General features: G+C 73.6%; 22 protein-coding genes. 8 read left to right on the forward strand and 14 right to left on the reverse strand.

Annotated elements, in window-relative coordinates; translation table 11 throughout:
- Positions 1-417: 417 nt before the first annotated feature.
- Positions 418-984, forward strand: a complete 567-nt coding sequence (locus GWJ10_RS17960) for a DUF6318 family protein (RefSeq protein ID WP_277394959.1) — start codon at positions 418-420, stop codon at positions 982-984.
- 476 nt (positions 985-1,460) lie between these two features.
- A complete protein-coding gene (locus GWJ10_RS17965) occupies positions 1,461-1,934 on the forward strand; it encodes a zinc transporter (protein WP_163188788.1) in 474 nt (157 codons plus the stop codon).
- Positions 1,935-2,058: 124 nt separating this feature from the next.
- On the opposite strand, the gene GWJ10_RS17970 is transcribed toward GWJ10_RS17965, so the two are convergent.
- A complete protein-coding gene (locus GWJ10_RS17970; RefSeq protein ID WP_163188789.1) occupies positions 2,059-2,967 on the reverse strand; it encodes a DUF4352 domain-containing protein in 909 nt (302 codons plus the stop codon).
- A gap of 177 nt (positions 2,968-3,144) precedes the next feature.
- Here GWJ10_RS17970 and GWJ10_RS20050 point away from each other — a divergent pair, with 177 nt between their 5' ends.
- Positions 3,145-4,617, forward strand: a complete 1,473-nt coding sequence (locus GWJ10_RS20050; RefSeq protein WP_163188790.1) for a histidine kinase — start codon at positions 3,145-3,147, stop codon at positions 4,615-4,617.
- A 129-nt stretch (positions 4,618-4,746) separates the two neighbouring features.
- Here the strand turns inward: GWJ10_RS20050 and GWJ10_RS17980 are convergent, their stop codons facing one another.
- The 8 genes from GWJ10_RS17980 to GWJ10_RS18015 all read right to left on the reverse strand — a co-directional run bounded on the left by GWJ10_RS17980 (position 4,747) and on the right by GWJ10_RS18015 (position 13,639).
- Positions 4,747-6,930 (reverse strand): family 43 glycosylhydrolase, encoded by a 2,184-nt coding sequence (locus tag GWJ10_RS17980; RefSeq protein WP_163188791.1) that lies wholly within the window; start codon positions 6,928-6,930, stop codon positions 4,747-4,749.
- A gap of 176 nt (positions 6,931-7,106) precedes the next feature.
- Positions 7,107-7,688 (reverse strand): G/U mismatch-specific DNA glycosylase, encoded by a 582-nt coding sequence (gene mug / locus GWJ10_RS17985; protein WP_163188792.1) that lies wholly within the window; start codon positions 7,686-7,688, stop codon positions 7,107-7,109.
- 21 nt (positions 7,689-7,709) lie between these two features.
- Positions 7,710-8,363 carry a class II aldolase/adducin family protein gene (locus GWJ10_RS17990; RefSeq protein ID WP_163188793.1) on the reverse strand — a complete coding sequence of 218 codons (654 nt, stop codon included), beginning with the start codon at positions 8,361-8,363 and terminating at the stop codon, positions 7,710-7,712.
- Positions 8,360-9,610 carry a 3-oxo-tetronate kinase gene (gene otnK / locus GWJ10_RS17995; protein ID WP_163188794.1) on the reverse strand — a complete coding sequence of 417 codons (1,251 nt, stop codon included), beginning with the start codon at positions 9,608-9,610 and terminating at the stop codon, positions 8,360-8,362. The genes GWJ10_RS17990 and otnK overlap by 4 nt, the downstream gene beginning before the upstream one ends.
- An 86-nt stretch (positions 9,611-9,696) precedes the next feature.
- On the reverse strand, positions 9,697-10,704 hold the full coding sequence (locus tag GWJ10_RS18000) for a TRAP transporter substrate-binding protein (protein WP_163188795.1): 1,008 nt from the start codon (positions 10,702-10,704) through the stop codon (positions 9,697-9,699).
- Between the two features lie 95 nt (positions 10,705-10,799).
- Positions 10,800-12,056: a TRAP transporter large permease gene (locus tag GWJ10_RS18005; protein ID WP_021482371.1), complete on the reverse strand. Its 1,257-nt coding sequence runs from the start codon at positions 12,054-12,056 to the stop codon at positions 10,800-10,802.
- A 3-nt stretch (positions 12,057-12,059) separates the two neighbouring features.
- Positions 12,060-12,644 carry a TRAP transporter small permease gene (locus GWJ10_RS18010; protein WP_021482370.1) on the reverse strand — a complete coding sequence of 195 codons (585 nt, stop codon included), beginning with the start codon at positions 12,642-12,644 and terminating at the stop codon, positions 12,060-12,062.
- Positions 12,641-13,639, reverse strand: a complete 999-nt coding sequence (locus GWJ10_RS18015) for an alcohol dehydrogenase catalytic domain-containing protein (protein WP_163188796.1) — start codon at positions 13,637-13,639, stop codon at positions 12,641-12,643. Before GWJ10_RS18015 ends, GWJ10_RS18010 begins: the two co-directional genes overlap by 4 nt.
- Positions 13,640-13,874: 235 nt before the next feature.
- Between GWJ10_RS18015 and GWJ10_RS18020 the strand changes: the two genes are divergently transcribed.
- Both GWJ10_RS18020 and GWJ10_RS18025 read left to right on the forward strand, forming a co-directional pair.
- Positions 13,875-14,612, forward strand: coding sequence for a FadR/GntR family transcriptional regulator (locus GWJ10_RS18020; RefSeq protein ID WP_051027509.1), 738 nt, complete (start codon positions 13,875-13,877; stop codon positions 14,610-14,612).
- 127 nt (positions 14,613-14,739) lie between these two features.
- Complete coding sequence (locus tag GWJ10_RS18025; RefSeq protein ID WP_206158437.1) at positions 14,740-15,393, forward strand: response regulator transcription factor; 654 nt, start codon at positions 14,740-14,742, stop codon at positions 15,391-15,393.
- 35 nt (positions 15,394-15,428) lie between these two features.
- Here GWJ10_RS18025 and GWJ10_RS18030 read toward each other — a convergent pair whose 3' ends face one another.
- From GWJ10_RS18030 to GWJ10_RS18045, 4 genes are all read right to left on the reverse strand, one after another.
- Positions 15,429-16,373, reverse strand: coding sequence for an HNH endonuclease signature motif containing protein (locus GWJ10_RS18030; RefSeq protein ID WP_163188797.1), 945 nt, complete (start codon positions 16,371-16,373; stop codon positions 15,429-15,431).
- Positions 16,374-16,625: 252 nt separating this feature from the next.
- Positions 16,626-17,855: a HipA domain-containing protein gene (locus GWJ10_RS18035; protein ID WP_163188798.1), complete on the reverse strand. Its 1,230-nt coding sequence runs from the start codon at positions 17,853-17,855 to the stop codon at positions 16,626-16,628.
- Positions 17,848-18,129, reverse strand: a complete 282-nt coding sequence (locus GWJ10_RS18040; RefSeq protein WP_163188799.1) for a helix-turn-helix domain-containing protein — start codon at positions 18,127-18,129, stop codon at positions 17,848-17,850. Before GWJ10_RS18040 ends, GWJ10_RS18035 begins: the two co-directional genes overlap by 8 nt.
- A gap of 197 nt (positions 18,130-18,326) precedes the next feature.
- Positions 18,327-18,491 (reverse strand): hypothetical protein, encoded by a 165-nt coding sequence (locus GWJ10_RS18045; RefSeq protein WP_163188800.1) that lies wholly within the window; start codon positions 18,489-18,491, stop codon positions 18,327-18,329.
- Positions 18,492-18,617: 126 nt separating this feature from the next.
- Between GWJ10_RS18045 and GWJ10_RS18050 the strand changes: the two genes are divergently transcribed.
- The 3 genes from GWJ10_RS18050 to GWJ10_RS18060 all read left to right on the forward strand — a co-directional run bounded on the left by GWJ10_RS18050 (position 18,618) and on the right by GWJ10_RS18060 (position 21,660).
- Positions 18,618-19,850: a saccharopine dehydrogenase NADP-binding domain-containing protein gene (locus tag GWJ10_RS18050; RefSeq protein WP_163188801.1), complete on the forward strand. Its 1,233-nt coding sequence runs from the start codon at positions 18,618-18,620 to the stop codon at positions 19,848-19,850.
- A 128-nt stretch (positions 19,851-19,978) separates the two neighbouring features.
- Positions 19,979-20,923, forward strand: a complete 945-nt coding sequence (locus GWJ10_RS18055; RefSeq protein ID WP_163188802.1) for an SHOCT domain-containing protein — start codon at positions 19,979-19,981, stop codon at positions 20,921-20,923.
- 101 nt (positions 20,924-21,024) lie between these two features.
- Positions 21,025-21,660, forward strand: coding sequence for a glycosyltransferase (locus tag GWJ10_RS18060; RefSeq protein WP_163188803.1), 636 nt, complete (start codon positions 21,025-21,027; stop codon positions 21,658-21,660).
- Between the two features lie 311 nt (positions 21,661-21,971).
- Here the strand turns inward: GWJ10_RS18060 and GWJ10_RS18065 are convergent, their stop codons facing one another.
- Complete coding sequence (locus GWJ10_RS18065; RefSeq protein WP_163188804.1) at positions 21,972-24,449, reverse strand: Ig-like domain repeat protein; 2,478 nt, start codon at positions 24,447-24,449, stop codon at positions 21,972-21,974.
- Positions 24,450-24,480: the final 31 nt, after the last annotated feature.

Below are 24,480 nucleotides of genomic sequence, written 5' to 3' on the forward strand. Positions count from 1 at the left end.
AGGTCACGGCCGGCGCGGCACCCGTCCTGCGGGTGGGCGGCCACTCGGAGCATAGGAAGCGAAGGCGCCGGTTTTGTCCGGGAATGGGCAGGTACGGGGACGGGCGTCGGGCAACGTTCACCGAGCCGTGCCCGCCGCGCCACCCGCACCTGTGGAGCGGTCACGTGGTGGACACCTCGTGACGCGTCGTCCACAGGGCGGGACGGGCGGTTCCGCGTCGCACGGCGTTTCGCTAGGTTCGTGGCGTTCGCGCGGTGCCGCCCGGTCCGGGCCGCGCCGCCCGGTTCGCGGGCAGGGGGTCTGGTGAGTCGTACGCGTCATGCGCCGGTCGAGGAACGACCGGCAGGAACGGTGAGCGCCCGAGCGCTCCGGTCGAGAAGCAGTGCCCGACGGCGAGCGCTCGCCCTGGGCGTCGTCGTGACGGCCGGGTGCCTGGTCGCCGGGTGCACGGGCGGGGGTGAACCCGCACCGTCACCTCCGGTCGAGACGTCGGCCGAGCCGTCTGAGACGGAGACACCCGAACCCGAGCCGACCACGACCGGGCCGCCGAAGCCCGAACGACCCGCGGCCATGGATCGCGACGGCGCCGAAGGTGCTGCTGCGGCGGCGGAGTACTTCTTGTCGCTCTACGGTTACGTACTCGCCACGGGCGACACCGCCGAGTGGGATTCGCTATCCCACTCGGAGTGCGGATTCTGCGCAGACACCTCCGCTCAGGCCTCGTGGCTGCGCGAGAATGACGGGAAGCACTCGGGCGGCGAAATGTCTTTGCAGATCAAAGACGCAGGTAAATATGCACGCGACGCAGCAACCGGCATATGGCCGCTGGATGGAGCTGCAACCCAATCAGCGTTTTCTGTCACCGATGCGAGCGGTGAAGAGATCGCAAGTGGACCAGCGACGTCTCGGTCTGTCCGCGCCGAAGTTGGCCGCAACGAAAACGAATGGGTGATTGTCGAGATCGCTCCGTCACCGGAAGGATGAGGGCGATGCTCGGAGCAGCACTCAGCCTCACACTCGCACTGGGGACCGCTCCTCATTTCTTCCACCAGATCGCGTTGAGGCCCGAGACAGTCACTCACAAGAACTCCAGCCAAGCCCCACACGGTGACTGGAGCGGGTTCGGCAAGATTGACAACCAGGAGGTGCGCGTCGAAGCTGAGCTTGCGACGCGGGGTGGTCAATCACATGAGGTGAGCGGCGCGAAGGGCGGCCCGGCTACTGAGCGGTACTACCGGTCTTCGCAGACAACCTGCGCGGTGTTCAACGGCCTCGACGACCCCACGTCCGATCTGTCTGGCCGCTGCGCCGAGTGGGAGCGGCTCGTCACCGAAGGGCTCGAGTGTGACGCGAACTCCTACTACCTAGGCGCGTTGTACCGGCAGACCCGTGAGATCGCCGCAGACGGCACGCCTGGCGAGTGGTCGACAGCGGGCGCACCCGTGGCCGACCAGTCGTGCGTGACGCCAGCTGACCTCGCGGACGAGGCATCGCGAGCCCTCGCCACCCTGACGCTCGCGCCGTCGCCCGTCGTCGTGCAGCCGCCGGACGGCTGGACCGTGGTCAACGTGCCGACGATCACCTACACGGAGCCCGAGGAGCAGGTGCTCGACACGACGCTGCTCGGCATCCCGGTCCAGATCCGGGCGACCCCCCGGTCGTTCACCTGGGACTACGGCGACGGGAGCGGCCCGGTGACGACGACCGACCCGGGCGCCGCGTACCCGCACCACACCGTCGCGCACACGTACGGCCAGCCGGCGGACTGGGTGACGATCACGCTGACCACGACGTGGTCCGGGCAGTTCCGGATCACCGGCACGCCGAGCTGGACCGACGTCACGGGCACCGCGACCACGACGAGCGCAGCCGACCCGCTCCAGGTCTACGAGGCCAGGTCACGCCTGGTCACCGACGACCTCCCGGGCGGTTGACGCCCACCGCCGCGCACTCCTGCTCCCGGCGTCCGGGTAGGGTGCGCGGCGGTGCAGCGAGCGCGGGATCGTGTCCGTCCGTGACTCCGGCACGTCGCGACGGCCCGGGAGGCGCGCCTTGCGCTCAGCCGAGCGACACCTCGACCCCACCGGAGAAGAAGGAGTCGTGGAGCGTCACGCTCGCGGGGACAGCGTCGGCGGGGACGTCGAACACCACGGTGCCCTCGACGCTGTTGCCCGGGTTGATGTCGGTGAGGAACGAGTTCGCGTCGCCGAGGTAGATCGCCGCGCTGGTGTCGGCGGAGTGCTCGCGCCCGGCGGTGTCGACGAGCTTCTGGCTGCTGCCGTCGAACATCTGCGCCTGGTCACCGATGTTCGTCACCGTCACGTGCACGAGCACGAACTGGCCCTGCGCCTGCGCGTTGAGGAACTCGTCCCCGACGGTGGGGACCCCTGTCTCCACGGACGTCACGGTGAACTCGAACTTGCCGTCGCGCACCGGCGTGCCGACCACGGCCGCCGCGGGTTCCGGAGCGGGCTCCTCGGCAGGCTCGTCCGGCGCCTCGGGGGCGGGCTCGGCGGGATCCTGGGGAGCGCTCGACCCCGCGACCGGTGCCGGCGCCTCGGGCTCGTCCCCTCCCCCGCCGCCGAGCGCGGCCCCGATCACGGCGAGGATCACGACCACCCCGAGGCCCGTGAGGATCTTGTGCCGCGCGAACCAGCTCTTGCGCGGCGGGACACCCGGCGCCTGCCCCGCGAACGCGGCCGCACCCGGCTGACTCGGCTGTCCCGGAAAGCCCGGCTGGCCCGGGATGCCCGGCTGACCGGCCCAGCCCTCCTGACCCGGCTGACCTGGCTGACCGGCCCAGCCCGCCTGACCGGGGTGGGGGGCGTGCGGCGTCGGGCCGGCTGCTCCGGGGGCGCCCGGCCCGAGGGGCGACGAGTAGGGCTGGCCCGGGGGCGGCGTCGGGCCGGGCTGGGCCGGGTACGCGCCCGGCTGGTCGGGGCGCTGGCCCTCGTGGCGTGCGGACATCGTGGTCTCCTCGGTGCGTCGTGGTCGCTGCGTTCGAGGACGATCGTGGCCGCGCGGCACCGTCCGGCGGATCGCCCGACCGGCTCGTCCGGGCCGTCCGACCGGAGGAGATCCGGGCCGGTCGCGCGAGCCGGTCGGCGGAGGCCGGGCGTCGGCGCCCGTGCGTATGCTCGCCGCATGTACCCCCCGCCGCAGCAGCCGGGCGGCCCCGCGGTGCCGCCGGGCGCCGCGCCTCCACCGGGCTACCCGGCGCCCGGCCACCCGGGTGCCCCGCCACCCGGGTATCCCGGGCCCACCTGGCCGCCGGCGCCGACCGGCCCGGGCGCCGCCGGTGCCCCTATCGGCCACCTGCCGCCGCACCCCATCGGCGGCGCGCGCCCGACGGCGGCCCCCGCCCCCGGGCGGGCGCGGCGGTTCTGGTCCGGGGCAGGGACCGCGCTGGCGGTCGCCGCGACGTTCTTCGTCGGCGTCGTCGGCCTGTCGTTCGACTCGGCACGGCACGGTCAGGAGCTGAGCGGGGGCCAGCTCGGGCTCTCGATCCTGTGGCTCGTCCTCGCCGCGTGCGTCTCCGCCGCGGTGATCTGGCGCATCCGCCACCCCGTCGCCGTCTGTCTCGGGACCGCCGCGGCAGGCGTCCTCACACCTGTCGGCGCGCTCGCCCCGCTCCTCGCGCTGCCGTTCGTCCTCGCGCGGGAGGACCGGCGTCCGGTGCTCCTCGGGTCGATCGCAGCCACCGCGGCGGCCGTGGCCGCGTCGTTCTGGCGCGACGGCGCACGACCTGGCGACTCGGTGATCTTCTCCTTCACGCCCGCCACCGGCGGGGAGACCACCTACCTTCCCCCGGCCGGCTACGTCGTCATCGGGGTGTTGCTCGTCGCGCTCTCGGTGGGCGCGGGACTGGTCCGCCGCTACGCGGGCCGGGCGCACGTCGCCCAGCAGACCGCCGCCGTGGAGACCCGTCGCGCCGAGACGTTGCGCACGCACGCGGAGGACCTGCGCAGCCAGACCGACCACCTGCGCACCGAGCTGTCGCGGCAGGACGAGCGCGAGCTCATCGCGCGCGAGATGCACGACACCGTCGCGCACAACCTGTCGGTCATGTCGTTGCAGGCGTCGGCGCTCGAGGTGACGACCGAGGACCCGGAGGTGGCCGACGCCGCCCGGACCATGCGCTCGTCCGCCCACCGCGCGCTCGAGGAGATGCGGGCGCTCATCACGTCGCTGCGCGACGGCGCGGAGCAGTACACGGGCTCCGCCCCGGCGCTCGGCGACCTCGCCGCGCTGCTCGACGAGGCGCGCTCGTCGGGCGTCGACCTCGCCGCGACGGTGTTCGTCACGGACGCGGACTCCGCGCCGCCGGCGCTCACGCGCGCGGTGTACCGGGTGGTGCAAGAAGCGCTGACGAACGTGATGAAGCACGCCCCGGGCGCCCGCGCGGACGTCGACGTGCGCGCCCGGCCCGGCGACGGCGTCGACCTGACGGTCCGCAACGCGCTCACCGCGGACGCCCTGGGTGTCCCCGGCAGCGGCACCGGGATCGTCGGGATGCGCGAGCGCTGCGAGGCGCTCGCCGGGACGTTCTCGGCGGGCGTCGAGGACGGCCGGTTCGTCGTCCGGGCCCACCTGCCGTGGGACCGTCCCCGGGACTGACCGCCGCACGTCCCCGCCCCGACCTGTGGCGCAGCCCTGGGCGCACGAACCTGTCGCCCCGGCCCGGACGCACGACCGCGGTGCCGCCCATCGGCCGGGCGGCACCGCGGTCTGCTGGTCAGGAGGCGGCTACGCGCAGGTGAGCGCGTCGTACGCGGCCGTCACCTCCGTCGTCGTGCCGGCGACGTCGGTGACCGCGACGAGCGCCTCCCCCGCCTCGAGCGCCCCGCCGCGCACCTTGAACGACTGGTACGCGCTCTTGCCCGGGTCCACCTGGGCGAACGCGCGCTCGCCGTGCGGGGTGGTGACGGCGAGGGCGACGGTCTCGTCGCCGTCGTTCGTCGCGCGGACGGCGAGGTACGGGGTGCCACCGAGGCAGCGGGGCTGCGCGGTGACGGTGACCTGCGGGTCGACGGGCGGCGCCTCGGCCGGGAAGACGTCGAGCGCGTCGAGCTCGGTGTACCAGGTGAGCTTGGTCAGCGCGACAGTGTTCCAGCCCTGCTGGAGCTCGACCTGGTGCGTGACGGACTGCCAGTTGCCCCACGTGGTGTGCGGGAAGGTGACGACCCCGGCGTCGGCACCGTTCACCGTGACCGTGCTCGACGACGGCAGCGTGTACCCGCCGCGCTCCGAGCCGTTCGCGAACCGCACGCCGAGCGTGTACGACCCGGCCTCGTCGGCGTGGACCTGGAGGGCGACGGAGCTGTCGAGGAAGTCGAGGCCGCCGACCTTCTGCCCGCCCGACGCCCCGGCCGCGCTCCCGACGGATCCGCGCGTGATGACGCCGTCCTCGAACTCGTACCGCGTCGCGTCCGACGGGATGACCGGCGGGGCCGACGGGCGCGGGTCGCGCGTCGCCGGGTAGACGTCGAACGCGTCGAGCTCGGTGTAGAACGTCGCGCGCGTCAGCGTGATCGTGTTGGTCCCGGCGACGAGGTCGACGAGGTGCTCCGACGTCTGCCAGTTGCCCCACGTGGTGTGCGGGAAGACGACGGTCTCCGTCACCTCGCCGTTCACGGCCAGCGTCCCGGTGGACGGGACGCGCGTCGACCCGTCCTGCGAGCCGTTCGCGAACCGGATGCCGAGCAGCGCCGGCCCGGCCGCGTCGGCGTGCACCTCGACCGTCACGGACGAGTCCGCGAAGTCCAGGCCGCCGACCTTCGCCCCGCCCGACGCCCCGCCGTCGGCCACGACGCGCGCGTTCGCCACGACGCCGTCCTCGGCCTGGTAGCGGTCGGACGCCTGCGGGACGGACGGGACGCCGTCGGCCGACCACTCGAGGTCCGCGACGTACATCGCACGGTACGTGAACGCCGCGTTCCAGCCGTGGAAGACGATCGCGTCCGAGCCGTCCGGCGCGGTGACGATGTCCTGCCCGCCCGGGCCGCGCACGTCGCCCTGGAAGCGGTCGCTCGTCATGAGCTCCGTCGTCGCCTTGGTCCACGGGCCGGCCAGGCTCGGCGCCGTCGCGTACGCCGTGCGGTACGCGCCGCCGTAGAAGTCGTTCGCGGAGTAGAAGAGGTAGTAGGTGCCGTCGCGCTCGACGACGGTCGGCGCCTCGACGACGCGGCCCTCGTACGCCGTGTCGACGCGGATCAGCTCCGTGGCCGGCCCGGTGAGGGTGGTGCCGTCGGGCGACAGCGGCTGGGCGAAGATGATCGCCGTCTTGCCGGTGCAGCAGTTCCCGTCGGCCTTCCACAGCAGGTAGAGCTGGTCGCCGTCGACGAACGTCCCGGCGTCGATCGCGCCTCCGAGGTCCTCGGTGCCGTCCTCGCCGTTGGGGCAGACGAACGGGTCGTCGCCGACGGGCTCGAACGGACCCTCGGGCGAGTCGGAGAGCGAGAGGCCGATGCACTGGCGCGGCGACGTCGCGTCGCGGGCCGTGTAGTAGAGGGCGTACCCGCCCTCGACCGCGGCGACCTCGGGCGCCCACACGCAGCGGTCGGTGGCGCCGCCCGGCGAGAACGTGCACGCCTCGCTGACCCAGGCGCCCAGGTCGGGGGCGACGTCGTTCGGGGCGCTCCACGTGACCAGGTCCGTCGAGGTGCGGTGCTGCACGTTCCGGCCCTGGTCGTTCGTCGCGTAGGCGTGGTAGACGCCGTCGACGAGCAGGATGTCCGGGTCGGGGAAGTTGGCGTCGACGACCGGGGAGATCGTCGGGGCGACCGCGGCGGAGGCTGCAGTGGGTGCGGCGGTCGCCGCTGACGGGGCGGCGGCCGCGGCGGCAGCGCCCGAGACCACCAGCCCGAGCGCGACCAGCGCACCCGTGACAGCGGTGGCACGCGTGCGCGCCCGGGACAGGGAGAGCTTCATGGGGTGTCTCCTCGACGGTGAGGGGGCAAGAACCCGGGACGGCGTCGACCTCCGGGACCTCGAGTCTCCCGGGCCGATTCACACAAGTCAACAACTTCTCGCAAGAGTCAACAAGACGAGGTGTCGCGGCCAGGGCACGCGCAGGCGGCGACAGCCCGGCTCGCCCCGCGCGGCGCTCACGCCCGACGGCGGTCCGGCAGCCTCGCAGCGACGCGCAGCTCTGCGTACGCCGCGCCGAGCGTCGCGACCGTGTGGTGCGCATTGAGGCCGCTCGGGTTCGGGAGCAGCCACGCCCGCGCGGGGCCGACGCGCCGCTCCAGCGGGCCGGTCGCGGCGCGACGGTCCGCGAAGGCCGTGCGGTACGCGCCCAGACCGAGCACCGCGACCCACCGCGGCCGGTACGTCTCCGCCGTCTTGACGAGGCGGCGTCCGCCGTCGACGATCTCGTCCGGGGTGAGCTCGTCCGCCCGCGCGGTCGCCCGTCGCACGACGTTCGTCATCCCCAGCCCGGCGCCGAGGAACTCCTCACGCTCCCACGGCCCGAGCACCCGGTCGGTGAAGCCCGCCTCGTGCATCGCCTTCCAGAACCGCGTGCCCGGGTTCGCGAAGGGCAGCCCGACCGCCGCCGAGTACAGCCCGGGATTGATCCCGCAGAACAGCACGTCGAGGTCCGGCCGCAGCCAGTCCTCGATCTCACGGCCGCGCGCGGCGGCGAGGTCGTCGGCGGTCGGGCGCGCGTACGGCGGGTCGGTCGGCACCGGACCATCCTCGCCCGGACGTCAGCCCCAGGGCTGCCCGTACGCCTCGACGAGCTCGCGCACCTCGTCGTCGGTGAGGAGCCGCGCGTCGAGCCGGTCCCCGAGCAGCAGCCGGACGCGCGCCGCCTCCTCGATCTCGACCGCGCGGTCGACGGCCTCCGCGACCGTGCGCCCGGTCGCGATCGACCCGTGGTTCTGGAGCAGGGCGCCGTGGAAGCGCAGCGCGCTCCCCCGGACGCGCTCGGCCTGCGCCGGGTCGCCCGGCGCGGCGTACCGCACGAGCGGCACGTTGCCCACGCGCATGACGACGTACGGCGTGACCGGCGCGAACGCCGTGTGCTCGCGCCACGGAGCGAGGCACGACGCCGCGACGGCGCTCGGCGAGTGGAGGTGCACGACGCAGCGGTACTCCGGGTCGCGCGCGTACATCGCGAGGTGCAGCGGCCACTCCTTGGTGGGCCGCGGCGTCGGGCCGTCGCCCTCGGTGACGGGGGTGCCGTCGAGCGTCGTGCGGGCCATCTGCTCGGCGGTGAGGGTCGCGAGGGACGTGCCGCTCGCGCTCATGCGCACTTCGTCGCCGACGCGCACGGACACGTTGCCCGACGTCCCGGGCGACATCCCGCTCGCGGCGAGACCGCGCCCGGCGGCGAGCAGCTCCTCGACCAGGTCGCTCATGCGAGCTCCTCCCACGCGGTGACGAAGAGGTCCTCGGTGCCGAAGTTGCCGGACTTGAGGACGAGGTTGACGTCGTCGGCCCCGCGGCGGCGACCGCGCAGCCAGGACACGCCCGGGCTCAGGAGCTGCCCGACCTCGAGCACGTGCACCCCGAGCCCCTGGGCGACGCTGCCCGACGTCTCGCCGCCCGCCACGACGAGCTGCGTCGCTCCTGCCTGCGCGAGCCGCGGCGCGAGCGCGGAGAACAGCCGCTCGACCACGGCAGGAGCGTCGGCGGTCACCGCACGGCCGCGCGCGACGTCGTCCGGCTCGCCCACGGAGTACACGAGCACCGGCCGGTCGGGCTGCTCCGCCCAGCGCTCGCGCGCCCACGCGAGGAGCCGCTCGACCTCTGCGCCCGGGTCCGCGAGCGCCGCCGCGACGTCGACCTTCTGGTGCGGCAGGTGCGGCAGGGCCGCCCGGACCTGCGCCTGGGTGGCGCGCGACGCGCTGCCCGCGAGCACCGCGCGTCGGCCCGGGACGGCGGCGATGTCGCCGAGCGTCGCGCCCGTCGGGTCGAGGCCGAGCGCGAGGCCGGAGCCGCCCGTGACGAGCGGGGCGTCGGACGTCGCGCGGGCGACGACCGCGAGGTCGTCGTTGTCGATGCTGTCGACGACGACGTACCGCGCGCCCTGCGCCTCGGCCGCGACGATCGCGCCCCGCAGCGCCTGCTCGCCGGCCCGCACGACGCCGACCGGCACCTCGGCGACCGGGTGCGCGGTCTGCGCCGCGAGGAGGTTCGCGACGCGCGAGTCCCACATGGGGTTGAGCGGGTGGTCCTTCATGGGGCTGCGGTCGAGCGGGTCGTCGCCCACGAACAGGTGGCCGCGGAAGACGGTGCGGCCCGCGTCCGGGAAGCCGGGGACGACGACGGCGCTGCGCGCGCCGGTCTCCTCCAGCAGCGCGTCCGCGACGGGCCCGATGTTGCCCTCGGGCGTGGAGTCGAACGTCGAGCAGTACTTGTCGTAGACCTGCGTGACGCCGAGCGCGGCGAGCGCGCGGTAGGCCGCGCGCGCCTGCTCCACGGCCTGGGGGGCGGGCACGGAGCGGATCTTCAGCGCGACCACGACGGCGTCGTGGTCGGCGAGGTCCGCGAGGTCGTCCGGGCCCGGGACGCCCAGCACGACGGCGGTCCGCAGACCTCGCGCCCTCCAGTTGCCGGCGAGGTCGGTGGCCCCGGTGAAGTCGTCGGCGATCGCGCCGCGCATCGGTGTCTCCTCTGGTCGGTCGGGTCGTCGGTCGTCGCGGGCGGCGCGGTCGACGCGCCGGCGCGGCTCGGGGCCGCGGTACGGCGTCACGCGTCGCCCGAGCGGATGCGCTCGGCCCACTCCACGACCCGGGGGTCGACGTGGTCGAGCACCTCGGACGACGCCTCGGCCCACTCGGCGCGGTCGATCTCGTGCAGCTCGACGCCGCGCTCGACCAGGAAGTCGACGTTCTCCTGCCGCTCGGCGATCGACGTCTCGCGGTACCAGGAGGAGACGTCGTCGATCTCGGCGTCCACGATCGCGCGCAGGTCGTCGGGCCAGCCCTCGTAGGCGTCGGCCCAGACCTGGAAGTGGAAGTTGCCGAACACGTGCTCGGTGAGCGTGACGTGCGGCGCGACCTCGTAGAACGAGTTGAACCGCACGACGTCGATCGGGTTCTCCTGGCCCTCGACCGCGCCCTGCTCGATCGCGGGGAAGACCTCGCTGAGCGCGAGCGGCATGGGGCTCGCGCCGAGCGCGTGCCACGTGTCGAGGTAGGTCTGCTGGGTCGGGACGCGCAGCTTGAGGCCGCGCGCGTCGGCGAGCTCGGTGACGGGACGCTGCGTGTTGAGCACGCGCCCGCCGCGGTACATCTGGCCGAGCAGCAGGAACCCGGAGTCCTCCCGGATGGCGTCGATGATCTCGTCGCCGAGCGGGCCGTCCCAGACCTCGAGGAACTGGTCCTCGTCCTCGTAGAGGAACGGCACGCCCTCGATCGCGGCGAGGTCGGTGTAGCGCTCGAGCGAGCCGACGGACTCGACGACGATGTCCACCGCCCCGAACTCCAGGCCCTCCTGCATGTCCTCCCAGCTCCCGAGCTGGGAGGCGGGGTAGACCTCGATCGTCACGCGGCCGTCGGAGGCGTCGGCGACCTGCTCGGACAGCCGGTTCGCGGCGCGGTCCTGCAGGCTTCCGGCGCCGTACGAGTGGCCGAGGCGGAGCAGCAGGTCGGGCTCGGTGTCCGTCGTCGTGGCCGTGCAGCCGCCGAGGGCGAGCGCGCTCGCGACGACCAGGGCGGCGACGCGACGGTGCGGCGCGGTGGTTCTCTTCCCCACGGGAAGCTCCTTCGTGTGCGGGGCGGGCGAGGGCGCGGGACGCCCTCGCCCGCCGGGGTGCTGGTGCCGGTGGCGGGTGTCGACCGTCGCGCCGGCTAGTACATGCCGGTGAGGACGGGGACGTACGTGACGAGGAACAGCAGGGCGACCGAGACGCCGAGCCACGGGAGCATGTCGCGCAGCGCCCGTTCCGCCGAGATCCCGGCGATCCGGCTCGTGATGAGCAGGTTGATCCCGACGGGCGGCGTGATGAGCCCGATCGCGAGGTTGATGACCACGATCAGCCCGAAGTGGACCGGGTCGACGCCCGCGGCGGTGACGATCGGCAGGAGGATCGGCGTGAAGATGATGATCGCCGCGTTGCCCTCGACGACCGTGCCGATGAGCAGCAGGATCACGTTCGCGACGAAGAGGATGAGCAGCACGTTGTCCGTGAGCCCGAGCACGGCGTCGGCGACGATCTGCGGCGTGCCGCCGGTCACGAGCGCCCACGAGTAGGCCTGCGCCATCGCGATGATGAGCATGATCGCGGCGACGAGCATCGTGGTCTCGCGCATCGCCTTGACGACCCGCTGCCAGGACAGCTCGCGGTAGACGACGACCCCGAGGATCACGGCGATGAGGACCGCGACCGCGCCGCCCTCCGTCGCGGTGAAGACGCCGAGCCGGATGCCGCCCAGCACGACGACCGGGATGAGCAGGGCCGGGAGCGCCTTGGCGGCGGTGCGCACGAGCTCGCGCGCGCCCACGCCGCGCTCGGCCGGGTAGCCCTTCTTGCGGGCGACGAGCCAGCCCGTGACCAGGTACACGAGGCCGAACCCGAGGCCGATGTAGAGGCCGTGGAAGAACAGAGCGCTGATCGAGACCTCGGCGGCGACGCCGTAGATGATCATCGTGATGCTCGGCGGGAGCACGAGCGCGACGATCGACGCCGTCGCGGTGACCGACGCCGCGTCGCCGGGCGCGTAGCCGCGGCGCAGCATCTGCGGGATGAGGAGGCGGCCGACCGACGACGCGTCCGCGACCGCCGAGCCGGACATGCCGCCGAACGTGATGTTCGTGAGGACGTTGACGGCCGAGAGCCCGCCGCGGATGCGGCCGACGATCGCGTAGGCGAAGTCGATGAGGCGCTGGGTCACGCCGCCCGCGTTCATGAGCGACCCGGCGAGCACGAAGAGCGGGATCGCGAGGAGCGGGAAGGAGCGCATCCCGGCGACGAACCGCTGGGCGCCGACCTCGGGCGGCACGCCCTCGGCGGCGAGGCTCGCGAACGAGGCGAGGCCGACGGCGACGCCCACCGGGGCGCCGATGACGAGGATGAGGAGGAGGAGCCCTCCGAGGATGAGGGGCATGGGTCAGACGTCCTTGTCCTGGGAGGTGGGCGCGACGAGCTGCTCCGCCTCGGCGATGTTCGCCTCCACGGCGTCGTCGGGGGTGTCGAAGTCGCCGCGGAGCGCCTCGACGAGCTTCTCGACCGCGTAGACGCAGGAGAAGCCCATGCCGATCGGCACGACGACGTACATGGCGAGCAGCGTGATGTCCGTGCCCGTCGCGATGGTCAGGCCGGTCATGAGCTGGCGCGCGCCCGTCGGGAGCATCATCGCGGCGTAGACCGCGACGAGGCCGAAGAGGCCCGCGGAGAGCGCGTAGCCGAGCGCGACGAACGCGCGGCGAACCTTCCCGCGCAGGCGGTCGAGGAGCAGCGTCACCGCGATGTGCTCGCTGCGGCGCACCGCGACGGGGATCGCCGTCATGACGCACCAGACGAACGCGAGCGTCGCGAACTCCTCGGACCACACGGTCGGGCTGTTGAGCACGTACCGCATGAAGACCTGGAGCACGAGGACGGCGCTGACGAGCGTGATCGCGACGCCCGAGACCACGAACAGCGCGCGCTCGGCGCCGGACAGGACACCGCGGACGGCGCGGCCCGCGCTCACGGGACCATCACCAGCTTGACGATGTCGCCCGGCCCCTCGGCGGCCATGGTCGTGGTGATCGCGGCGCCCTCCTCGAGGGAGGTCGTGCGGGACACGAGCACGTCGGCGAGCCCGGGGTGCCGTGCGAGGACGTCGAGCGCGGTGCGGAAGTCGTCCTTCGTGTACATGGCCGTGCCGAGCAGAGCGATCTCGCGCACCTGGAGCTGTCCCACCGGGACCGGCACGGGCTGGTTGAACACCGCGACCTGGACGATCGCCCCACCGGGCGCGACGGCCTCGAACGCGCGCTCGACGAGCGCGGGCACGCCCGCGGCGACGAAGACGGCGTCGTACGAGCCGGGCTCGAGCGCGGCGTCGGGCAGGTGGACGCCCGTCGCGCCGACCGCGCGCAGCACCTCGTGGACGTGCTCCCGCGGCTCGACGACGTCGACCACGGTGCTGCCGCCGTCGGCGAGGACGCGCGCGACGAGCGCGCCGATCGTGCCGCCGCCGAGCACGAGCGCGCGCCCGCGGCGCCGCTCCCCCAGCTGCGCGACGGCGTGGGCCGCGACCGCCACCGGCTCGGCGAGCGCGAGGTGCTCGTCCGCGACGCCGTCGGGCGCGGGGACCAGCGTGTACGCGGGCACGACGACGTGCTCGGCGAACGAGCCGTCCCACTCGGCGACGCCGAGCATCTGCTTGCTCGCGCACAGGTGGTAGCCGCCCGTCGTGCACAGGTCGCACGTGCCGCACGGACGCTGCGGGTCGACGACGACGCGGTCGCCGACGGCCACGCCGGCGACGTCCGGGCCGACCTCGACGACGCGGCCACCGGCCTCGTGGCCGGAGATCAGCGGCGGGACGCGGAACGGGTGGGTGCCGCGGAGGGCGGCCAGGTCGGAGCCGCACACCCCCGTGGAGGTGACGGCGAGGAGGACCTCGCCGGGGCCGGGGACCGGGCGCGGGATGTCCACCACGTGGGCGGTCCCGGACGTCTCGAATCTGATGGCGCGCATCGTGGAACAGCTCTTTCCCCGCGACTGGGAAGCCGCGTTGCTCTGCGTGCGGGTGAGGGGAGACCTGCCGGCACGGGTGCCCGACGTCGGACGCTCGGCTCAGCAGGTTGAGTGACTGTATCCTGTCATACCAGTTGAGCCAACCCCGTCTCACGACCGTGAGCAGGGACCGCGTCCGGGCAGGTCGCGGCCCCCGTGAGGCAGAATGGCGCGGTCGTCACCCCGAGGAGGAACGGTGCCCGAGCCCGATGCGACGCTGCCGACGAGCGGCATCGTGCGACAGCGCCGACTGTCCGACCAGGTCGCCGACGCGATCCGCGACGACATCCTCGCGCGCGAGCTCCAGCCCGGCGACCGGCTGCCCTCCGAGCGCGAGCTCTGCGAGTCCTACGGCGTCTCCCGCACCGTCGTGCGCGAGGCCGTCCGCGCCCTCACCGCCAAGGGCATCGTCACCGCCACGCCCGGCTCCGGCCTGAGCGTCGGGCGCACCAGCATCGACGACGTCGGCCAGATGCTCCAGATGTTCCTCCACCACGGCCCCAACGTGCCCTACCTCCAGCTCCACGAGGTCCGCGCGACGCTCGAGGTCGCCGTCGCGGGAATCGCCGCCGAACGCATCGACGACGCCGCGCTCACCGGCCTCGCCGACCTCGTCGACCAGCTCCCCGGGCACGCCGACGACATCGTCGCCGCGTCCAAGAACGACTACGCCTTCCACCGCGGGCTCGCCGTCGCGACCGGCAACGACTTCTTCGTCATGCTCTACGACGTGCTCGGCGAAGGGCTCATGGAGACGCGCGTCGCCACGTTCTCCTATGACCCGCGCCGCATCGACGTCGTCACGCGCGCGCACCGCGCGATCGTCGACAACCTCGACGCGCACCGCGCCGACGGCGCCCGCGCCGCGATGCTCGACCACCTCACCGAGGTCCGCGAGACGTGGGTGCGCCACCAGGACGGCGCGCCGGCCTGACGGGGGCTCGCGGCGGGCGGCGGTCGCGATGGGCGGCGGTCGCGACGGGCGGCACGGCCGTTGCGCCAGCGCCGAGGACGGCGGCCACCGCGGACGCGCCGTGGGCGCGCGCCGCTAGGGTCGGGGCGTGATCAAGGTGCTCGTGGTCGACGACGACCCGATGGTGCGACGGCTGCTGCGGACCATCCTGCGGCCCGACGACATCGAGGTCGTCGCCGAGGCCGCCGACGGCGACGAGGTCGTGACGGCCGTGCAGGCGCACCACCCCGACGTCGTGCTCCTGGACCTGCGCATGCCCCGCGTCGACGGCGTGACGGCGACACGCGCCGTGCGGGCGCTCCCCGACCCGCCCGGCGTCATCGCCATGACGTCGTTCGACACCGAGTCCAGCATCCTCGACGCCGTCCACGCCGGGGCGTCCGGGTTCCTCGCCAAGGACGCGTCCCCCGACGAGATCGTCTCCGCCGTCCGCGCCGTCGCAGCCGGCGACGGTGCACTGTCGCCCCGCGCGGCGCGCGTCGTCATGGCGCAGGTCACCGCCGCGCCCGGCGCGGCAGGGCGCAGGGAGGCCGCCCAGCAGGTCTCGACCCTCACCGAGCGCGAGCTCGACGTCGCGCGACTCGTCACGCAGGGTCTGTCCAACCCCGAGATCGCGCAGCGGCTGTACGTCAGCGAAGCGACGGTCAAGACCCACCTCTCCGCGGCGAGCGCAAAGCTCGGCGTCACGAACCGGGTGCAGCTCGCGGTTCTGGTGTCGCAGTCGGCCGAGAACGGCGCCTGAGCACATCACCTATCCCCGGTGGCGGACGCAGACGCTCACCGGTTCGCCTCCGCGCGGTGCTCCTGCCAGTGGCGGGAGAGCCAGCCCACGTGCTCGTCGCGCAGGGAGACCGCGAGCTCCCCGCCGTGGAGGCTGGCGTACTGCGGGAAGCTGGCGAGCTCGTCGGACACGTCGACCCGCAGATCTCGCGGGCTGACAGCAAGAAGACCATCATCGAACAGGCGGTGGATGTCGCGACGGAGCATGAGGCCACCGTGCTCGTGATGTGTGCCGAGCTGGGCGTAGCTGTACAGGTGTCCGGCCTCGAGCACGCGCTCCGGCGCCGCCCCGGTGAAGGCACAGTGACTGCCCTGTCTCGCAAGGAGTCGATCGCGGAACCTCTGCTGGCCCCGCCGCACTCTCACCACGGAGTGCGCGAAACCGTCCGCCGAACCGAGCCGCACGCCGCCGGGGACGGCCCACGAATCGTCGAGCGCCCGGACGCCCACCCGGGCGACAGCGCGCTGCGCTCCTCGATCTGAGAGCGCTTGCTGGAAGGCCGGCCAGTCCAAGGGCCGGATCGAATTGATGTCGCCCTCGTGACTCGCGAGGGCTCGGAGCTCGTCCGCTCTGAGCACTCCAGGGAGCGGAGTCCAGGCGGCGTCGTGTCTCTCCGTGTAGAGCATCACGGGGACGACATCGATGTCCGGCTCGTCGAACTGTGCCCGGCACTCTGCACACCGGTACCGGGGTATCACCGTCTTGCGGGCCCTGAGTCTCGTGCTCCTGCACCTCACGCAGCGGAACTGTGCCTTGAACCCCTCGACGACCTCGATCGCCTCGACGACCGAGACTCCTAGAAGGCGTGCCCTGTCCCAGAGCGCAACGACGTCACCGACTCTGACGCTCTTGTGGTTAGGGACCTTGTCGTCCCAGGAGTAGTACGCGTCGACCTGGTCGTCATACCCCGCGTTGCCTCCATGCCCACGGTCGTCTCCCACCGCCAGGAGCAACCACGCGCGAGGGGCTCCACCATCACCCATGCCGACAAGCTTGACACGGCCACCGCGGTGCAGCTCGGACGCGGAGAAGAGGCGGAACGTCAGAAGGCACGTGTCATCAAGTGCTGGTGGGGCCCCGGAGACAGACGCTGACGGCAGTGGGGGCTCCATGCCCGAGCGGAAGGCCCCGTGGCCGCGATCTCCGGCGCCTCGTCGAGGCGAGCCCTGTGTCGCCGTGTGCCGACCCGCCGCCTATCCCGTCGGGCGTCCCGCCAGGAGATTCCGCGTGAAGCCGAGGATCTCGTCGCGCAAGCTTGGCTGCGCCCGCGAATCCGGCGTCTCGCTCGCGACGACCGAGGCGACGTCGTCGAGCGTCGAGCGGACGACGTCGGCCGATGCTCTCGATCCCCACGCCTCCCCCTCGCTGACGAGGTCCCCGGCCGTGACGGCGCTGTGGACGTAGACGCCGTTCACAGCAAGAGCCAGCCGACCGTCGGTCGGCTGGTGCCGCAGCGGCACGACGTCGTACATCGGCGCCACCCGCGCCGAGCCGTCCGGGAGGTGGAGCATCGAGACGTTCTTCGCGTGCATGTCGAGGTTGCCCACCGCGACGGTCAGGGTGATGTACCGCAGGAGCTGGTCGACCGCCGTCGGACCTGCGGCTCGCCGTAGGACCTGCGCGATCCGGACGAGGCTGACCTTTCCGCCGATCTCCTGGTACTTCTCGTCGCCGTGCGCTCCGAGCGCCTGGTTCATGTCCTCCTGGTGGAGGCGTCCGCGCGGGGCGTCGGGAGACCGGTCGAAGCGCTCGATGACGAGCGCCGTCCGGCCGTCGAACTCGTGCAGCCGGGGCGTCCCGTGCGTGAGGCCCAGGCGTGCGGCGATCCGTGTCGCGTACTCCTCGTCGTAGATGATCGTCGGGTTTGCCGTGGAGTGAGGCTTGAGGATGTGGGTCGACGGGTATCCGTCGTGCACCTGGTGCCACACGTCGTCGACGAGGGCGAGCACGATCTTGTCCTGCACCCCGGCGAGGGAGGACTTCCCGGAGTACGGGGAGTTGCCGAGCGGCATGCCACGGGTGTCACGGAGGAGCGCGCCGACCTGCTCGTCGGGGAGCGGCGTCGCGCGCGGCGTCCGTGGCTCGCCCGGCGCGTCCAGGTCGTAGAGCTCGACGGCGCCCGCGACGTCGCGCCCGTAGCGCGCCAGCAGTCCGACGACGTCGGTCTCCCCGAGCCGCGCCCGCGCGGCGAGGTCGCTCAGGACGCGGCCTTCCGGGAGGAGCTCGGCGAAGTAGTTGCGTCGCCGAGCCGCGCGGGCGCGGTTCTCCACGAGACTCAGCGGTACCGACTCCGACAGCACGGTGCTGCCCGGTGCCCAGTGCTCGAGCACGGACCGGTCCGTCCTGAAGTCGAACGTGCGCGAGCTCGTCCCCACCAGATGACCGACGAGCCGGCCGTACAGCTCGACGCGGAGGTCAGCCATCGAGCTTCTCCACGTCGTCCCGGCCTGCCCCGGAGAGGTCGTCGCCGACCGGTTCGTCGATCTCCGCCCACAGCCGGACGCCCGTCGCGTCGAGCATGGCGAAGAGGCGCTCCATGAGAAGACCGGGCTTGCCGTTCTCCATCTCCCAGACCCACTTCTGCCCGATGCCGAGCTGGTCGGCCAGCTGCCGCTGGCTCGTCCCGCGCAGCAGTCGGCCCTGCTGCAAGGCGAAGCCGAGCAGCTCGGGACTCGTGATCTCGATGCGGACCGCCATACCGCCTCCGATGACGTCGATAGTGAAGTCATCCTAGACGACGTCAGTATCGAAGTCATGGAGGGTGACGTCGATATCGACGTCGGCGGAGTGGGGCGCTGCTGACCTCCGGGCGCGAGCCGCACCGCGCCGCCGTCCACCCAGCGCGCGGCAAGCCCCACCGAGCGCACGCCGTGAGGCGATGCGGGCCGGCACGGTCAGCGAGCGTCGAGCAGTCCTATCGCGACGCCGACCACCAGCACCGCCACGATGACGACGACGCACCACAGCACGCCGACGAGCCCAGGCCGGGGCCCGTCGGGCCGTCCGCCGTCGTGGGGCGACCCGTGCTCGCGTCGCGGGTCGTCGGGCTGTCGGTCCATACCGCCAGGACACCACGCCGACCGCGGACGAGCGCGGGCACGGAGCGGCAAGCACCCGCCGACGCGCGAGCCCCGGCACCGCTCCGTAGTCTCGCGGGATCCCCGGTTCCGGCGAAAGGCGACCCCATGGCCGACGCCCCGACCCCTCCCCCGGCGACGGGCCGCATCGTGCTCCTCGGCGCGACCGGCTACACGGGCACGCTCGTCGCGCACGAGCTCGTGGCCCGCGGCGCGCGGCCCGTGCTCGCGAGTCGGTCCCCGGACCGGCTGGACGCGCTCGCCGCCGAGCTCGCCGAGCAGACGCCAGCCGCGACGGCAGGGTCTACGGCCCGTCACCGCGCCGAGCCCACGGGCTCGCCCGAGGCCGGGAGCGCGCCGTCGGGCACCTCGGCGCGCACGCCGCTCGAGACCGCGGTCGCCGACGTCGACGACGCGCGGACCGTGCGTGCGCTGGTCGAACCGGGCGACGTGCTGATCTCGACGGTCGGCCCGTTCGGGCGGCACGGCGACCCGGCGGTCGAGGCCGCGATCGACGCGGGCGCGGTGTACCTCGACTCGACGGGCGAGCCGGCGTTCATCCGGCGCGTGTTCGACGAGCTCGGTCCGCGCGCCCGGCGCACGGGTGCGGCGCTGCTCACGGCGTTCGGCCACGACTGGGTGCCAGGCAACCTCGCGGGGGCGCTCGCGCTCCAGGACGAGGGCGCCGACGCGGTGCGCCTGGAGATCGGCTACTTCCCCACCGGCGGCGGCGTGAGCGGCGGCACGCGCGTGAGCGCGCTGGAGACGGCGCTCGCGCCGTCGTACGCGTGGCGCGACGGCGGTCTCCGGAGTGAGCGCGTCGCGGCGCGTGTCGTCACGTTCGACGTCGGCCCCGGACGGCGCGTGCGCGGTGTCACCGCGGGCGGCACGGAGCCGTTCACGCTCCCCGGCCTCGCGCCGGGGCTGCGCGACGTCGAGGTGGCGCTGGGCGTGTCCGGTCCCGCGGTGCGGCTCGCGCCGGTGGCGACGGCGGTCGCGACGGCGGCGCTGCGCGTCCCCGGGCTGGGCGACGGCCTGCGGCGGCTCGCCCGCTCGCGCAGCGGGTCGAGCGGCGGGCCGGACGAGGCGGCCCGCGCGGCGTCGCGCACGCACGTGCTCGCGGTGGCGCGCGACGCCGAGGGCAAGGTGCTGCGTCGGGCCCGGCTCGACGGCCCCGACGCGTACGACCTCACGGCCCACTACCTCGCGTGGGGCGCGACCCGAGCAGCGGCGGGCGAGACAAGCGGCACGGGAGCCCTCGGTCCGGTCCAGGCGTTCCGCCTCCAGCCCTTGCTGGCCGCAACCCGCGCCGCCGGCACGACGGTGACGACCAACCGCTGACCAACACGGCTCCACCGCCCGTCGACCACGGGGTTGCCGACCAGAAACAGCCGCAAGAGGTCGCCATCCCCGTGCTCGCCTGGAGAGGGGTGGGCCCGGTGGCGCGGGGCGATCGTAGGATCGGGGTGATGTCTGACCACACGACCGGGGCGCCGTCCGCCCCGCACGACGAATCGCCCCTGCCGCCGTCCGCCGCGCTCGCGCGCAAAGCCGCCGACCCGAAGGCCATCCTGCGGCTGGTGGGCAACGACGAGTCCGTCGACGACCTGCCGCGTACCCCCGAGGGACTCATGGAGCCGCCGTCGGGCGTCGGGACGAAGATCCGCAACGGGGTGCTGCTCGCGCTGCTGTCGGGCGGGTTCGTCTGGCTCGTGACGGTCAACGCGTGGGACCACGACGGCTTCTTCCCGTGGTTCTGGAACGTCGTGTGGACGATCTTCCCGTGGGTCTTCCTCGGCCCGATGTGGGCGGGCTACGCGCGGTCGCTGCGCCGGTCGCGCGACGACGCCCCGCTCTACGCGCAGTACCACCGCGACCGTCTGGCCGCGACGCGCGAGGCCGGGGTCGTGACGGCGTCCGTCACGGACCGGACGGAGTCGGGCGGCGTCGCGCACTGCGCCGTGCGCGTGCGGCACGGGGCGCTGACGACGACGGTCACGCGCCTCGCCCCGGTCACGAACCTGCTCCCGTCGGAGGTCCCGCAGCCCGGCGACCCCGTGGTCGTCTGGCGCCTGCCCGGGGAGCGCGTCGTGGTGCAGGCCCGCCGCGACCGCACGCGCGCGCTGCACGACGCCGCCCGGGCCGCGGGCGCGACCGTCGTCGACGCACCGGTCGCCGACGACCCGACGACCGACGCGGACGCCCCCGCGTGGGGCTCGCCCACGCGCTCGTCGTCCTCGACGACGACCACGTACACGACGACCCGCATGACCCGCGGCGCGGGCACCCCCGAGGTGACCGTGCAGCACGGCGTCACCGCGGCGCTCGCCGAGCTCGCGAGCCTGCACGCCGCCGGCTCCCTCACCGACGACGAGTTCACCGCCGCCAAGCGGATGCTCCTCGGCGGCTCCTGAACCGACGAGCCCCCGAGCCGCCGAGCACGAGGTTGCCGGCGGGATCGCCGCGAGAACGACAGCAACGTCGTGCTCTGCGCCGACCCGGCAGACTGTCCTCCGTGAGCAGCAGCCGCCGACCCCGGCAGCCGTACCGGCCGACGATGGTGTGGACCGCCGTGCGCGGCGGGGTGCGCGGTCGCGAGCGCCTGACGCCCGTCGTCGACTACCTCGCGGTGCTGCTGATCCTGCTCGCGCTGTGCGGCGGCGCGGTGGCGTTCGCGGTGTGGCTCCTGCGGAACGACGAGGGGTTCGCGGCCGCCCTGATCGGCATCGTCGCCCTCGCCTTCGGCGGCGGGCTGCTGGCGTACGTGCGCGGGCCGTCGAAGCACGCGGTCGTGCTGCGGCCGCACGAAGTCGAGCTGCCGGTGGGCCGGGCGGAGGTGGTCCGGGTCGTCGTGCGGTGGGACGACGTCGCGCGCGTCCACGTCGTCCCGGGCGAGGGGCGCCCGTCGCTCCGCGTCGAGCTGCACGACGGCGCACGGTCACGCCACGCGGAGGGCGAGGACCTGCTCCAGGGCCGGCCCGCGCACGGACCGGACCCCGACCCCGTCGTCGTGACGGACCCCGAGGCGGTCGCGCGCGTCCTGCGGCACCTGCTCGACCACCCGGAGGACCGCACGCGCCTCGCCCAGCGCGGCGGGCCGGGGATCGTCCTGGCCTTCGCCCGCCCGGTCTACGGCGAGCCGCCCGCCTGACCGGTCCGCGGCGCGGCGTCGGGCAGCGTGGTCGCCCCACCCCTGCCCGACGGCGCGGCGCGCCCCTCCCGGGCGCCCCCTCCCCCCGGGGCAGGCCGAGCACGACCCTGCGCGCGGTCGAGAACGACCTTGTCGTCGGCATCCCGCCCCTGGCGACAGCAACATCGTGCTCGGCGGGCCGGGGGTGTCCGGCGTACCGGGGGTGTCCGGCGGACCGGGAGCGGCCCGGGGACGACGACGGCCCGGGCCCGCTCCTGGAGGGAGCGGGTCCGGGCCTTCGCCGGTCGGACGTGCTGGTGGGGCGGGTGCTGTCAGCGGCGACCGATGTCGGACAGCTGGGCCGCCGTGATGACGAGGTCCCGCTCGGCGTCGTCGAGGACGCCGTCGAGGACGAGGTCCTCGGTCACGAGGCTCACGTGGTCGACGAACTCACGGTGCGTCGCGTACTCGTCGTTCTCGGCGACGTGGTCGTTGACCGTGCAGCCGGTGCCGTCGTCGTAGTTCTGCACCGTGCTGTCGTGGCCGTCGATGATCACGGTCGGGCGGATGTCCGAGCCGACGCAGCGGTCCCGCACGAGCTTGAGGACCGTGAAGGTCACCTCGCCGCTCGTGACGTTCCCGACGCCGTCGACCGCGCGGTACCGGACCACGTGCTGGCCGTCGGCCGCGAACGCGACCGGGGCCGCGTAGCGCTGCCACGCGCCGTCGTTGGCCTGGAACTCGATGCGGTCCACGCCCGACTCCTCGTCGACCGCCGTGAGCGTGACGCGCGCGCTCGCGACGAAGTCGCCGTCGCGCGTGCGGCTGCCGCTGACGCCCGCCGTGACGACGGGGCCGTCGGTGTCGCCGCCGGGCTCCTCGCCGCCCGCGATGACGAACGTGACCGTCTTCGGGGCGGACACGTTGCCCGCGACGTCCGTCGCGCGGTAGGTCACCGTGTGCGACCCGGGGGTCCGCACGGAGATCTGCTTGGCGTACGGGGTCCACTCGCCGCCGTCGAGCTGGTACTCGACCGACGCGACGCCGGAGTCGGCGTCCTTCGCGAGGAGGCGCACGAACACGTTGTCGAGGTACTCGCCGGCCTCGTTCTTGTCGCCCCCCATGACGCGGTGGTCGACGGTCGGGGCGACGGTGTCGCCGCCCTGGCCCGCGACGACGTCGAACGTGACGGTCGCCGGCTCGCTGACGTTCCCCGCGACGTCGGTCGCGCGGTAGGCGAGCGTGTGGCGGCCGGGCTCGTCGACGACGACGGCCCCGGTGTACTCGGTCCAGCCCGCACCGTCGAGGTCGTACTCGACGGTCGCGACGCCCGAGCCGTCGTCCGTGGCGGTGAGCAGCACGGACGCGGAGCCGACGTAGGCGCCGTCCTCGTCCTGCTGGCCGCTGAGCTCGGTCGCCACGACGGGGGCCGTGGTGTCCTCCTCGGCCTCCGCGACGACGACGAACTCGGTGACGGTCTCCTCGGAGACGTTGCCCGCGACGTCGGTGGCCCGGTAGACGAGCGTGTGCTCGCCGGGCTCGTCGACGACGATCGGCTCGGTGTACGGCTGCCAGCCGGCGCCGTCGAGGTCGTACTCGACGCTCTGCACGCCGGACGCGTCGTCCGTCGCGGTGAGCGTCGCCGTGGCGGACCCGACGAACGCGCCGTTGCCGTCCTGCGTGCCGGTGACCTCGGCGGTGACGGTCGGGGCGGTCGTGTCGTCCTCGCCGCCGCCGGCGACGACGGTGAACGTCACGGAGCCGACCTCGGACACGTTGCCCGCGACGTCGGTCGCCCGGAACGACACGGTGTGCTCGCCGACCTCGGTGAACGGCACCGTGGTCGTGTACGGGAGCCACGCGCCGCCGTCGACCTGGTACTCGACGGACGCGACGCCCGAGCCCTCGTCCGTGGCGTGGAGCATGAACGCGGCGGTGCCGACGTAGGCGCCGGACTCGTCCTGCTGCCCCATGACCATGGGCTCGACGACCGGGGCGGTCGTGTCCTCCTCGACGTCGCCCTCGACGACGGTGAAGGTCGCGGTCTGCGCCTCGGACGTGTTGCCCGCGGCGTCGGTCGCGCGGAACTGGAGCGTGTGCGTTCCGACGGCGTCGACGACGAACGGCTCCGTGTAGGCCTGCCAGCCCGCGCCGTCGAGGTCGTACTCGACCCCGGCCACGCCGGAGTCGTCGTCGGTCGCGTCGAGCGTCACGGTCGCGCCGCCCACGTAGGCGCCGTCGCCGTCCTGCTCGCCCGTGACGAGCGCGGTCACGGACGGGGCCGTGGTGTCCTCGCCGCCGGTGCCGCCGTCGGTCACGACGAGCTCGCCCCACATCTCGCCGTGCCCGGGGATGGCGCAGAAGTAGCGGTACTTGCCCGGGGTGAAGGTGACCTGGGCCTCGTGCCGCCCGCCGTTCGCGTCGAACGGGCTCGCGAGGATGTTGAGGTTCACGTCGTGGTTGTAGTCGGGCGACGACGTGTCGAACGTGAGCGTGTGGCTCATGCCGAACGTGCTGCCGGTCGCCATGCTGTTCTCGAACACGATCGTGGCGGGACCCGCCTCGGCCGTGGCGGGGAAGGCCTTGTAGTCGGTCACGCTGTTGTCCGCGGTCCACGTGAGGACCTGCTCGGCCGCGACGGTGGCGTCGGCGACGGAGAAGACGGACGACGGCGCTGCCGTCCCTGCGGGGGACGCGGACGCCGGCGCGACGGTGAGGACCGTCGTCGCGGTGAGCCCGGCGACCGTGGCGGCGAGGAACCGCCGCGCGCCGCGGCGGCGGACGCCGCCGGGACTGGTACGTCGTTCCATGAGGGTGCACTCCTCGGGGGGTGTCTCGGGA

Source organism: Cellulosimicrobium sp. SL-1 (assembly GCF_011033075.1).
GTDB classification, from domain to species: Bacteria; Actinomycetota; Actinomycetes; order Actinomycetales; family Cellulomonadaceae; genus Cellulosimicrobium; species Cellulosimicrobium funkei.

Coding starts and splice junctions, on each gene's coding strand:
- GWJ10_RS18045 (WP_163188800.1), bottom strand. CDS start 18,491: ATGGACCGACAGCCCGACGACCCGCGACGCGAGCACGGGTCGCCCCAC.
- GWJ10_RS17970 (WP_163188789.1), bottom strand. CDS start 2,967: ATGTCCGCACGCCACGAGGGCCAGCGCCCCGACCAGCCGGGCGCGTAC.
- GWJ10_RS18035 (WP_163188798.1), bottom strand. CDS start 17,855: ATGGCTGACCTCCGCGTCGAGCTGTACGGCCGGCTCGTCGGTCATCTG.
- GWJ10_RS18050 (WP_163188801.1), top strand. CDS start 18,618: ATGGCCGACGCCCCGACCCCTCCCCCGGCGACGGGCCGCATCGTGCTC.
- GWJ10_RS17990 (WP_163188793.1), bottom strand. CDS start 8,363: ATGAGCGACCTGGTCGAGGAGCTGCTCGCCGCCGGGCGCGGTCTCGCC.
- GWJ10_RS18055 (WP_163188802.1), top strand. CDS start 19,979: ATGTCTGACCACACGACCGGGGCGCCGTCCGCCCCGCACGACGAATCG.
- GWJ10_RS18065 (WP_163188804.1), bottom strand. CDS start 24,449: ATGGAACGACGTACCAGTCCCGGCGGCGTCCGCCGCCGCGGCGCGCGG.
- GWJ10_RS20050 (WP_163188790.1), top strand. CDS start 3,145: ATGTACCCCCCGCCGCAGCAGCCGGGCGGCCCCGCGGTGCCGCCGGGC.
- GWJ10_RS17980 (WP_163188791.1), bottom strand. CDS start 6,930: ATGAAGCTCTCCCTGTCCCGGGCGCGCACGCGTGCCACCGCTGTCACG.
- GWJ10_RS18005 (WP_021482371.1), bottom strand. CDS start 12,056: ATGCCCCTCATCCTCGGAGGGCTCCTCCTCCTCATCCTCGTCATCGGC.
- GWJ10_RS18015 (WP_163188796.1), bottom strand. CDS start 13,639: ATGCGCGCCATCAGATTCGAGACGTCCGGGACCGCCCACGTGGTGGAC.
- otnK (WP_163188794.1), bottom strand. CDS start 9,610: ATGCGCGGCGCGATCGCCGACGACTTCACCGGGGCCACCGACCTCGCC.
- GWJ10_RS18040 (WP_163188799.1), bottom strand. CDS start 18,129: ATGGCGGTCCGCATCGAGATCACGAGTCCCGAGCTGCTCGGCTTCGCC.